At 43.9% G+C, this 10,858-nt stretch carries 11 protein-coding genes, 1 tRNA gene and 3 pseudogenes; 12 read left to right on the plus strand and 3 right to left on the minus strand.

Annotated elements, in window-relative coordinates:
* Positions 1-476: 476 nt before the first annotated feature.
* A complete protein-coding gene (gene petJ, locus H6G48_RS02905) occupies positions 477-797 on the minus strand; it encodes a cytochrome c6 PetJ (RefSeq protein ID WP_190718907.1) in 321 nt (106 codons plus the stop codon).
* A gap of 192 nt (positions 798-989) precedes the next feature.
* Here petJ and petE point away from each other — a divergent pair, with 192 nt between their 5' ends.
* The 3 genes from petE (at position 990) to H6G48_RS02920 (ending at position 3,607) form a co-directional block, all read left to right on the plus strand.
* Positions 990-1,367: a plastocyanin gene (gene petE / locus H6G48_RS02910; protein WP_190718910.1), complete on the plus strand. Its 378-nt coding sequence runs from the start codon at positions 990-992 to the stop codon at positions 1,365-1,367.
* 355 nt (positions 1,368-1,722) lie between these two features.
* Entirely contained in the window at positions 1,723-3,450 is a 1,728-nt protein-coding gene (locus tag H6G48_RS02915; protein WP_016514268.1) for a succinate dehydrogenase/fumarate reductase flavoprotein subunit, read from the plus strand.
* Positions 3,451-3,533: 83 nt separating this feature from the next.
* Positions 3,534-3,607, plus strand: a tRNA-Met gene (locus tag H6G48_RS02920).
* A 36-nt stretch (positions 3,608-3,643) separates the two neighbouring features.
* On the opposite strand, the gene H6G48_RS02925 is transcribed toward H6G48_RS02920, so the two are convergent.
* On the minus strand, positions 3,644-4,357 hold the full coding sequence (locus H6G48_RS02925; protein WP_190718913.1) for a TauD/TfdA family dioxygenase: 714 nt from the start codon (positions 4,355-4,357) through the stop codon (positions 3,644-3,646).
* 304 nt (positions 4,358-4,661) lie between these two features.
* Here H6G48_RS02925 and H6G48_RS02930 point away from each other — a divergent pair, with 304 nt between their 5' ends.
* The 9 genes and pseudogenes from H6G48_RS02930 to H6G48_RS02970 all read left to right on the plus strand — a co-directional run bounded on the left by H6G48_RS02930 (position 4,662) and on the right by H6G48_RS02970 (position 10,385).
* The gene (locus H6G48_RS02930) at positions 4,662-5,348 is read left to right on the plus strand and encodes a DUF3782 domain-containing protein (protein ID WP_190718916.1); all 687 of its coding nucleotides are present in this window, start codon (positions 4,662-4,664) and stop codon (positions 5,346-5,348) included.
* 101 nt (positions 5,349-5,449) lie between these two features.
* A complete protein-coding gene (locus tag H6G48_RS02935; RefSeq protein WP_190718919.1) occupies positions 5,450-8,215 on the plus strand; it encodes a tetratricopeptide repeat protein in 2,766 nt (921 codons plus the stop codon).
* 1 nt (position 8,216) lies between these two features.
* Positions 8,217-8,549 carry a DUF6883 domain-containing protein gene (locus H6G48_RS02940; protein ID WP_002800853.1) on the plus strand — a complete coding sequence of 111 codons (333 nt, stop codon included), beginning with the start codon at positions 8,217-8,219 and terminating at the stop codon, positions 8,547-8,549.
* 10 nt (positions 8,550-8,559) lie between these two features.
* Positions 8,560-8,802, plus strand: coding sequence for a DUF4926 domain-containing protein (locus H6G48_RS02945; protein ID WP_012267894.1), 243 nt, complete (start codon positions 8,560-8,562; stop codon positions 8,800-8,802).
* Between the two features lie 32 nt (positions 8,803-8,834).
* Positions 8,835-8,972, plus strand: a pseudogene (locus H6G48_RS25980) (element excision factor XisH family protein); the annotation flags it as partial.
* Entirely contained in the window at positions 8,960-9,295 is a 336-nt protein-coding gene (locus H6G48_RS02955) for a XisI protein (RefSeq protein WP_012267893.1), read from the plus strand. The pseudogene H6G48_RS25980 and the gene H6G48_RS02955, both read left to right, overlap by 13 nt.
* A gap of 96 nt (positions 9,296-9,391) precedes the next feature.
* Positions 9,392-9,638 (plus strand): annotated as a pseudogene (locus H6G48_RS02960) (DUF2283 domain-containing protein).
* 108 nt (positions 9,639-9,746) lie between these two features.
* A complete protein-coding gene (locus H6G48_RS02965) occupies positions 9,747-10,049 on the plus strand; it encodes a DUF433 domain-containing protein (RefSeq protein ID WP_002795644.1) in 303 nt (100 codons plus the stop codon).
* Positions 10,050-10,385 carry a DUF5615 family PIN-like protein gene (locus H6G48_RS02970; RefSeq protein WP_002795643.1) on the plus strand — a complete coding sequence of 112 codons (336 nt, stop codon included), beginning with the start codon at positions 10,050-10,052 and terminating at the stop codon, positions 10,383-10,385.
* Positions 10,386-10,456: 71 nt separating this feature from the next.
* Here the strand turns inward: H6G48_RS02970 and H6G48_RS02975 are convergent.
* A pseudogene (locus H6G48_RS02975) lies at positions 10,457-10,858 on the minus strand (IS1634 family transposase); the annotation flags it as partial.

Consider the following 10,858-nt stretch of genomic DNA (forward strand, 5'->3'; position numbering starts at 1 on the left):
TGGGATAATTTCCCCTCAAAGGGCAGCTCGAAGTTTTCTGGTGGGGTTGAGGGTAACTCGCTTTTACGGTACATTAGCACTAATTAGAGAAGATGCAAGGGTGATGCAAGGGTTTTGAGCGATTCTAGCAGATTTAAGTGCATTTGGGAAGCTCTCAATCAAGCTAAAAGCCCTTTCCTGTAAGGTTTTTACCATTATTCAGCCAACCCTAGATAGCAACTGATATTCTAGTAATCTCGGTTCAGAAATAATCGTGTAAGACGTGAGTAAGGGAAACCAGAAAGTGCAGTGATGAGCTTCGAGAATCCTCACGCCTTTAGGCTCAGGAGTGTCAACAGACTGATAACCGATAACTCGCCCCCGATAACGAAGGCAGGGAGCAGCGGGCCGTTTTTGTAACGGGGATTTATGCCCCGCTCCCAAAACTTTTCGCCTTAAGGCGAGGTTTTCGACCCGATTTTTTCGATAACTAACTTTTACCAGCCTTTTTCCGCTTGAGCGAGGACATAGTTAGCTACAGTTTCGATATCTTCAGCGCTGAGACGACCACCGAAAGCCGGCATCGCACCCATACCTTTGGTAACTTGGGTAACGATAGCTTCAACGGAATCTTTGCCGTATTTAGCTAAATCTTCTTTTTTCAGGGTTTTAGCGGCATTAACCACGTTTTTACCGCCCATGTGGCAGGAAGCGCAGTTAGCACTGAAAATCGAAGCCCCATCAGCTAAAGCGGGACGAGCCATACCGAAAGTAACCACAGCCAAGAGCAAGCACAGGGAAATTAATAATCTTTTCACGATAGGTTCTCCTCTATTTCTTAAGAAATTCCCCAACCATCGTCAGAAAAAACCGGTTTTCTTGTCAAAAGACAAGCTGTCAAACTTGGTGTAGAATTAATTCATGGGACAGTTAAAAGCAAACTTTTACTTTTTTGTCAAAAGACAGGCTGTCAAACTTGTCATCTTCCCTCGTGTAAAGGATTAACAAGCATGAAAAAATTAGGTTTATTGGTCGCTACCCTGGTGCTAGTCGTCTCTAGCTTCTTCTTCAACACTGCCTCCGCTGCCGCGGAAACCTTCACGGTGAAGATGGGCGGTGATGCGGGTACACTACAATTTGATCCCCCCGCCCTCACCATTAAAGCAGGAGATACGGTGAAATGGGTCAATAACAAACTTTCTCCCCATAACATAGTTTTCGATAGCACCAAGGTTCCCGAAGCCCAAGCTGCTAAATTATCCCATAAAGGTCTGGCTTTTTCCGCCGGTGAGTCCTTTGAAAGCACTTTCAGCGAACCGGGTACTTACACTTACTACTGCGAACCCCATCGCGGTGCCGGCATGGTCGGAACGATTACCGTTGAGTAATTATCCGATTTTAGTCAAAAATAACTCGCGGTTAACTGCCGCGGGTTGTTTTTTGGGGAAGTGGGAAGTGGGGTGTGGGGTGTGGGAAGTGGGAAGTGAGAAGTGAGAAGTGGGGAGTGGGGAGTGGGAAGTGGGGAGAATCAATAAAAATAATCTTCTGCCTCCTGCCGACCGCCTCCTGCCGACCGTCTCCTATCTCCTGTCTCCTGTCTCCTGTCTCCTGTCTCCTGTCTCCTGTCTCCTGTCTCCTATCTCCTATCTCCTGTCTCCTGAAATATAAAGTCTCGGTTACAAAACTGACTTCCGAGCAATTCTAACCCCACCATAGAAACAGAAGCCCGGAGGAAAATCAGCCATGAAAGAACACGATGTCGTTATAGTGGGCGGTGGGTTAGCAGGATGCCGCGCCGCCTTAGAAATCAAACGCCTCAACCCGACTATCGATGTTGCTGTCGTTGCCAAAACCCACCCAATTCGTTCCCACTCCGTCGCTGCCCAGGGAGGTATCGCCGCCGCCCTGCAAAACGTTGACCCCAAAGATAATCCCAAGGCCCACGCCTACGATACTGTCAAAGGTTCCGATTTTCTGGCTGACCAGGATGCGGTGGATATCCTCACCCGAGAAGCCCCCGAAGTTATCATCGAATTGGAACATCTAGGCGTGTTATTCTCCCGTCTCGAAGATGGACGCATTGCCCAAAGAGCCTTTGGCGGTCACAGCCATAACCGGGCCTGTTACGCCGCCGATAAAACCGGTCACGCCATGCTGCACGAATTAGTCAGTAATTTAGGCCGTAATCAGGTAAAAATCTACGATGAATGGTACGTTTTACGCCTTATCCTCGAAGAAGGTACGGCTAAAGGCGTGGTTATGTACCAAATCGCCACCGGACAGTTAGAAATCCTCCGGGCAAAAGCAATTATGTTCGGGACGGGGGGCTATGGTCGCGTTTATAATACCACCTCCAACGATTTCGCCTGTACGGGAGACGGTTTAGCTTTATCGGCAAAAGCGGGTATTCCCCTAGAAGACATGGAATTTGTCCAATTTCACCCCACTGGACTCTATCCCGTCGGTGTTTTAATCTCGGAAGCAGTCCGGGGTGAAGGGGCTTATTTAATCAATAGCGAAGGTCGTCGTTTTATGGAAGACTACGCCCCCTCGCGCATGGAATTGGCACCCCGGGACATCACTTCCCGGGCCATTACCCTAGAAATTCGCGCCGGCCGGGGGGTAAATCTGGACGGTAGCGCCGGGGGTCCCTTTGTCTATCTGGATTTACGCCATTTAGGCCGGGAAAAAATTATGAGTCGCATTCCCTTCTGTTGGGAGGAGGCCCACCGTCTCGTCGGTGTCGATGCGGTAGAGGAACCGATGCCTGTACGTCCTACAGTTCACTATTGTATGGGCGGCATTCCCGTTAATACCGATGGTCGCGTTCGCTTAAGTGCCGATACCCTCAGCGAGGGCTTTTTCTCCGCCGGGGAATGTTCCTGTGTCTCTGTCCACGGGGCCAATCGTTTGGGCAGTAATTCCCTGTTAGAATGTGTGGTCTATGGGAGAAGAACCGGCAAATCGATCGCTAAATACGTCGAAAAACGCGCTTTTCCCGTCTTTAATCCCGATATTTACCTTCAGGATGCTAAAGAGGAAATCACCGCTTTATTGACCAAAAAAGGCACGATTCGCATCGGTCAACTACGTCAGCAATTCCAAGACTGTATGACCCAACATTGCGGCGTTTTTCGCACCGAAGCGACCATGCGCGAGGGAATTAAACAAATCGGCGAATTAAAGCGCAAATACGAGCAGATTTACCTCGATGATAGGGGGGATTGCTGGAATACGGAACTAATCGAGGCCTGGGAATTACAAAGTCTCATGGTGGTGGGGGAAATTATCCTCACCTCTGCCCTCAATCGTCAAGAAAGCCGAGGGGCCCACTCCCGCGAAGATTTTCCCCAACGGGATGACCAAAATTTCCTTCAGCATACCCTCGCCTATTATTCCCCCTCCGGCATCGATATCGACTATATGCCCGTGGTAATTCAGGATTTCACCCCCGTGGAACGTAAGTATTAACCTCTGGTCGGACGGTAAATGTAAAGGAATATTACAAACTCCTTGGCATTTACCGAGATTTAGTTCTATACTAAATAAAGCAACGCGGGATAGAGCAGTCTGGTAGCTCGTCGGGCTCATAACCCGAAGGTCAGTGGTTCAAATCCGCTTCCCGCCATTACTTATAAAGCCGGTAGTTAACCCCGATTTCCCGTTAGGGAACATCGAACATTACCCTTTCAAGACAGCGATTGGGGTCAATGTAGGATTGGCGAGAATGGAGACAAGTATAATTATCGATGATCAAGATCTGTTCTGCTTTTAAATAGAGCGGAACGTGATAGGCTTCAAACAGTGCCAAAAATTTGTCACATAAAGCCATTAAACGGGAATCTAGACCAGAAGCGATCGGTTTACTAAGAGCGGGGCTAAATTCCCCATAAACCAGCACATTATAGCTAAAGCGGATGATTTCGGCATCTCGTTGCCAGATTGGTGCAAAAAAGCTTTCTTTGCCGTCCTTGGACATAAAATATTGAGGTTGAGCCGCCATAAAATGTTGTTCCTCAAGGGTAAAATGACGCATTAAGTCATCAAACTTAACCAAAGTCGTCGCACCCCCACCCCAACGATCCGGAGTTTTACAGCGCAAACAGAGGTATTTAGGAGGGATAGCTTTGTAGGACCATTCTGTATGAGGTAAAAGCCCAATTCCGGGGGATTGTGCGTCACTTTTTCCCATAGCGTCAGGATTTGCTTTGATAGGATAGATAATCTCTCCGTTAGTTTGGATAACGGGGGTTGCTTGGGTAATATCCTCTAAACATTGGAACCAGCGATCGCCCGAAGGGTTATCGAAGACAAAAAAACCGTTTTTTTTGAGGTAGTCCTGTAGAATAGCAGTTGAGAATGTAAGCATTGAAAACATAAGATTTTCCCCACTTCAATAGGTTGATACTTGCTATGAAAAAATCTGGGGTATGTGCTAAGGCAAGAGGTCTAATTAAAAAAAATTGCATAATAAAAAGCTGATTGGCTAAGGCTTTCAGCTTTGGGGGAGGCTTTGGGGGAGTGGGGGACTCCAAACTTTTTTAGGAAAAAATTTGCGATTTTTGGTCGGGATGGTGTCGGATTTATCCTGTCAGCAAGTGATGGGTAAAAGAACGATATCCTCTCAACCAGCCGAGTTGCTAGAATAGGATCGGCTTTGCTCAAATAGACAAGAACACCCCATGTCAGAAGCTATTACGATCGCCGATATTTACAAACTGTTTGAAAGAACCGAGGCTCAATTTGCCGAGTTCCAAAAAGAAGCCGAACGCCGCAATGTTGAAGCCGAGCGCCGCAATGTTGAAGCCGAGCGCCGCAATGTTGAAGCGGACCGCCGTAGTGCTGAAGCTGAACAACGAAATGCTGAGGCTGATCGCCGCAGTGCTGAAGCCGATCGCACGATGGAAGAATTGAAAAAGCTGGTACGAGCCACCGCCGAAGCCGTCAATAACTTAACCACCCCTTTGTGTCTTTTTATAGAAGAAATGGTAGAGCCGGCGGTTGTGCAGTTATTCCAAGAGCGGGGGATTGATGTCACCCAAACCATGAGTCGCTTAAAAAGTAAACGTCCCGGGGCAGCGATGGAAATTGATATTCTGGCGGTGAATGGCAGTGAGTTAGTGGCGGTGGAGTGTAAATCTCGACTCTCGAAGGATGATGTAGATGACTTTCTCGATCGATTACAGCGATTTAAGTTAGCCTTTCCCCAATTTCGAGACTTTCAGGTTTATGGCGCAGTAGCGGGGATTGAAATCGATCAGGGCATAGATAGTTATGCTTATCGGCGCGGTTTATTTGTGATTAAGCAATCAGGAGAAACGGTTAAAATCATCAACGATGTTCAGTTTCGGCCCCTAGGTTTTCATTAGAAAACAGGTTTCTTAAAGAAACCCGTTTTCTGGGGGTGTTTTTCATCATCCCAAAAAATAGACTAAAATAAGCTATCCCTAACCTCTACCGATCTAATCCCATGCCTAAGAAGAGTTATGGCGAAACTGTTGAAAAAAGGGTCAAACGCTTGTTTGAAGTCTTATTAGATCATGTGGCTCACTGTCAATGTGAGGATAATGATTGGGGAGTCAAGCTGGCTCTAGGGGAAGAGGGGAAACTTTTGCGGGTTGAGACGAATTTAGCGGCTTTAGTACGCTTGGCAGAGCAGAAAGGGGAAAAATTGACCAAAGATCAAGTTAGGGACGCGATTAGCCACTATTTGGCCGATTATCTAGGCATTCTTCGGGATGAGCGTTTCAAACAGCAGGGGTCGGAGGAATGGCGGTTCTCCCTAACTCTGTGGGCGAAATGCGGCGATAAGACAACAAATTTGACTAAATTTTCGGAGGAGTGGCATAAAAGGCGCTCTGAACCCTCTAAAAAAGCGGTAACTAAACCCGAAGCAACGGCTCAATCCTCCCCCCAACCCCTGACCACCTCTGGGTTAGTGGATACGCAACTCCCACCCGTGCGTAGATGGCAAGGACGACGGGAAGAATTGCAAGAACTCCAAACAGCGTTAGGGAATGACCATCTAAGGTTAATCGAGATTACCGCCGCCGGAGGTTATGGTAAAACTGCCCTGGCGAGAAAGTTTACAGATCAATTAACTGCTGATTGGCCGGTATTATGGGTTAATTTTAACCAGCCTTACCCTTTGGCACAGTTCGGACGGTGGTTATTAGAGGAGTTAAAACAAAATTATGATGAAAAATGGAATGATGGGCAATTAATAGACGCAATCAGCAAAGGGTTAACCGCTAAACCCTGTTTATTAGTGTTGAATAATTTGGAAACGGTACTAACTGCCCCAGTAAATTTGGTTTATCAGCAATTCTTGCAAAAATGGTTAAACACAGAAAGCAGCAGTAAGCTATTAGTCACCAGTCGAGAACAGCTAAAATTCCCCGTCAATTTGCAAGATTATTATTATTCTTGGCCTTTAAAAGGGTTAAAAGAAGCGGATGCGATGCGTTATGTCACCGAAGATCACGGCTTAACGGGAAGCGATGAAGAATTAGCCCAATTTGTCGATAAAATGGGAGGTCATCCCCTCTTAATGGAACTGGTTTGTAGTTTGATGAAAGATAAGTTTGGGAAAGGGGTTTCTGTCACCGAGTCGCAAAATTTGGGCTTAAATCTGTTTGATGTGGAGGGTTATCACCGCGACACGGAAACCTGTGTCAGAGAAGTGATTACCGCCAGTTTAGCGCGATTATCGAAAGAGTTTAGGGAGAGTTTAACGCGGTTATCGGTATTGCGCGAGAGTTTTGATTTAGGGTTAGCGCAGGGATTAACCCCAGAAATAACTGACCAAGATTTACGACATTTTGCTCGTTTATCTTTATTACAAGAATTTCCCCCCGAATACAATGTAAAACCGCGACAGTTTCAGTTTTTGCCTTTAATTTCCATGGTGGTGCAAAATCAAGCAAATGCTGAAATATTGCGATCTTCCCATCAGTTAGCCTTAGATTATTTTATGGCTCATTTACCTGGCCCCCCCTGGGAATCTTTTGCCGATGTGACAGCCTATTTAGAGGCGTTTTACCATGCAGGGGAATTGGGAGAATGGCAGTTAGCTTACGATATTTTGAATGAGGATCGAGGAGGAGAAGAGAAAAATAAATCGGTTGAGGAATTTTTAGATTTACAAGGATTTTATCGCAAGCGAGCCGAATTGTATGAGCAAATTATTGCAGGGAGTCAACGGGAACAAGTTTGTTATCGCAAATCGTTAAACCGTCTAGGCCTTTGCTATGATTCCTTGGGGCAGTATGAAAAAGCGATCGCCTATCACCAGCAATCTCTCGAAATCAGTGAAGCAATGGGCGATCAGCAAGAGGTGGCAATTTCTCTCGGTAATTTAGGCAATTGTTATAATTCCCTGGGACAGTATCAAAAAGCGATCGCCTATCACCAGCAACATCACGACATCAGTGAAGAAATCGGCTATCGGCAAGGGGTGGCAATTTCTCTCGGGAATTTAGGCAATTGTTATAATTGCTTGGGACAGTATGAAAAAGCGATCGCCTATCATCAGCAATCTCTCGAAATCAGTGAAGAAATCGGCTATCGGCAAGGGGTGGCAAGTTCTCTCGGTAATTTAGGCAATTGTTATAAGTCCTTGGGGCAGTATGAAAAAGCAATTTTCTATCACCAGAAATGTCACGACATCAGTGAAGCAATGGACGATCGGAAAGGGGTGGCAATTTCTCTCGGGAATTTAGGCAATTGTTATTATGACCTAGGACAGTATGAAAAAGCGATCGACCTCTACCAGCAATATCACGACATCAGTGAAAAAATCAGATTTCGGCAAGGGGTGGCAATTTCTCTCGGTAATCTAAGCAATTGTTATAATTGCTTGGGACAGTATGAAAAAGCGATCGCCTATCACCAGCAATCTCTCAACATCAGTGAAAAAATCGGCGATTGGCAAGGGGTAGCATCTTCTCTACATACTATAGGGAGTATATTGCTCAAACTAGAAAACTACAGCGAAGCCGAAAGCAAAATTCAAGCATCCTTAGTAATTTCTCAAGATATTGATTATAAATATTTAATCGCCTATAGTTTAAGAGTTCTTGCCGAAATCTTCCACAAAACTAATCGCCCTGAACTTGCCCTCAGCTATTGCCAACAAGCACTTGAATTATCCCAAGAACTGGGGATTCCCTTGGTTAAAGATTGTGAGGAACTGTTAGGGCAAATTCAGGGAAACTTAGGAGAAGCCAACAAATAAAATGAAACTTCCCAATGCCGATCAAGCCAACCTAGGAGACAAACTTGAACGTTACTGCCTCAATCCTGAGCATTCAAAAGGAAAACATAAAGCCTTGCTTTTCAAACAAAGATTAGGGATTACCTTAGCTAATAAAGAAATCCTAGAAAATGCTCTTAAAAAAGCAGTAATGGAAGGAGAAGCCGAACTTTATAAAATCGATCAATATGGCACTCACTATGATCTGAAATTTAACCTCTGTACCGACATCGGAGAATCCTTAATTTTAAGTTGCTGGATTGTCCAAATAACTGAAAATTTTCCTCGTCTTACTAATGTCTATCCCATTAATTAACTAGCCCATGATGAACACCATTCAAGAATACGATCTCGTTGCCCTAACGGAAGATGTTACGGCTACTCACAAAACGACCCATCAGCCCATCCTTCTGCGTCGCGGACAAATGGGAACTGTTTTAATGTCTTTTAATCAGCAAGCTTTTCTGATTGATTTTACCGATCAAAACGGCCAAACCTTTGCGATGGAAACCGTTGATCACTCAAAACTTCTACGGCTGATCAGTGAACCTGAATTAGTCTCAGTCTAAGATAAAACTTTCGCCAACTTTTAGATAGAACTCTTTATCTTGCTATTCGGGAAAAAACTTTCAACAGCTTATTTCATCAAGAAATTGGTCAAATACTCCTTGAAGAAAAAACACTAAAACTAATTATCTTTAACCCTGACAATGAGGTAATCACCCAATGGATAAACTAAACCATTACCGCAAAATTATTCATCAGATTCTTGTCCCCTATAGCCAAATTATTTATAACAATGCGGACATTCAAAATCGTCTAGCTTTTGATCCTCAGAATGATCAATATCTCGTCATTTCAGAAGGTTGGCAACAGAATCAGCGTTATCATGATTGTCTGATTCATTTAGAAATTATTAACGACAAAATTTGGGTACAATGTGACAACACCGAAGACGGTATCACCAAAGAATTACTAAGCGCAGGCATTGCTAAAGAAGATATTGTTTTGGGATTCCATGAACCTAAAATACGTCAATATACAGGCTTCGCTGTCGCTTAACTTTCAAATATGATGGACAATTCTCAAAACCGCAATCGCCGCCAAATGAATCACTATTAGAAGAAGATTAGAAACTCTTGATAACCCAAGTCAGCCATGAAAATCACCTACTTTCAGGATACGGATACTCTATACCTAGAGTTCAATAACAATCCTATTGTCGAGACTCAAGAAATCAATGAAAATACCAAATACAAAATACAAAATACAAAATACCTTGGTCGATCTTGATCAGCAGGGGAATATTTGTGCAATCACCTTGAAACAGGCCAAAAGCTTAACGGATCTGAATGCTTTTTCCCTCGAAACTATTGTCGCGCCTCAATTAGCTTTAAGTTTATAAGAGTTGTCATAATAAAATTATTCTATAAACCTTGACGTGATATAATATATATAACATTTGGGCGCAGATTCCTTGTGACCCTATAATCGGACAAATTCGTTATTATCAATGACAACAACTTTAATCAATCACATTGAAATTACCCCAGAAACTTGTGGCGGTAAACCGCGCATCGCAGGTCATCGCATCAAAGTCCAAGATGTCGTTATTTGGCACGAACGCCTGGGAATGTCACCCGATGAAATTGTTTATCATTATCCCAGCATTACTTTAGCTGATGTTTACGCGGCCCTTTCTTACTATCACGATCACCTTGAAGAAATTAGACAACAAATCACAGATGATGATACCTTTGCCAAGGAAATGCAAGCTAAAACACCTTCTCTAGTCCAAGAAAAACTAAAAAAATGAATGGGCAATAAAATTAAATTTCACCTTGATGAAAATGTAAGCTATAACATTGCTCTTGGATTGCGCCAGCGAGGCCTTGATGTTACTACCACTCCAGAAGAAAATTTATTGGGGGTATCCGATGAAATACAATTGCAATTTGCCTTAGCCAATGGTCGCGTGATTTTTACTCAAGATACTGATTTTTTAAGAATCAATCAATCATCTATAACTCATGCAGGAATTGCTTACTGTCCCCAACAAAGTAAATCTATTGGTCAAATAATTCGAGGACTACTCTTAATCTGGGAAATTCTTGAACCCGAAGAAATGTATAATCACATAGAGTTTATATAGCTGGACTTCCCCGTTGACAAAAGGCCATAACCTATGCTGTAGGAGGGATTAAGAGAATTTCTGATGCCCCGTTACTGGGTACAAATCAGGGAAACTCCCAATAAATCTAACGCTTTTTGTTGCAGTTGGGTCGGTCGAGTTATCTTAGAAAAACGATAACTTCCCTCCCTAATCGTACATTCCACTGTATTCAAGCAAATTGTCCCCAAGTCTTCCAACAAAGTCCGAAAACTATGCACAGGAAAGTTCTCTTGATTCCGTTTTTTTCTCTCTTTAGACTGCACCGATTCACTGCGACTCGCTTTAATCACATTTAGAGAACTATCATCAATTTCTTCATCCTCAAATAACAAAGGAGCCAAGGACTGTTTTAAATGCCATTCCACATAATAAGCCAACATACATAAAAAGATATGAGCTTTGACTCTATCACCCTTATAATGATAGATAGGACGTACCTTTAAATCAATTGA

Source organism: Microcystis flos-aquae FACHB-1344 (genome assembly GCF_014698375.1).
Classification (GTDB): domain Bacteria; phylum Cyanobacteriota; class Cyanobacteriia; order Cyanobacteriales; family Microcystaceae; genus Microcystis; species Microcystis aeruginosa.

Bases quoted from the DNA above. Each gene is read 5' to 3' on its own strand.
- H6G48_RS02955 (WP_012267893.1), top strand. From the start codon at position 8,960: ATGGATAAACTAAACCATTACCGCAAAATTATTCATCAGATTCTTGTC.
- petE (WP_190718910.1), top strand. From the start codon at position 990: ATGAAAAAATTAGGTTTATTGGTCGCTACCCTGGTGCTAGTCGTCTCT.
- H6G48_RS02945 (WP_012267894.1), top strand. From the start codon at position 8,560: ATGAACACCATTCAAGAATACGATCTCGTTGCCCTAACGGAAGATGTT.
- H6G48_RS02915 (WP_016514268.1), top strand. From the start codon at position 1,723: ATGAAAGAACACGATGTCGTTATAGTGGGCGGTGGGTTAGCAGGATGC.
- H6G48_RS02970 (WP_002795643.1), top strand. From the start codon at position 10,050: ATGGGCAATAAAATTAAATTTCACCTTGATGAAAATGTAAGCTATAAC.
- H6G48_RS02940 (WP_002800853.1), top strand. From the start codon at position 8,217: ATGAAACTTCCCAATGCCGATCAAGCCAACCTAGGAGACAAACTTGAA.
- H6G48_RS02925 (WP_190718913.1), bottom strand. From the start codon at position 4,357: ATGTTTTCAATGCTTACATTCTCAACTGCTATTCTACAGGACTACCTC.
- H6G48_RS02935 (WP_190718919.1), top strand. From the start codon at position 5,450: ATGCCTAAGAAGAGTTATGGCGAAACTGTTGAAAAAAGGGTCAAACGC.
- H6G48_RS02965 (WP_002795644.1), top strand. From the start codon at position 9,747: ATGACAACAACTTTAATCAATCACATTGAAATTACCCCAGAAACTTGT.
- H6G48_RS02930 (WP_190718916.1), top strand. From the start codon at position 4,662: ATGTCAGAAGCTATTACGATCGCCGATATTTACAAACTGTTTGAAAGA.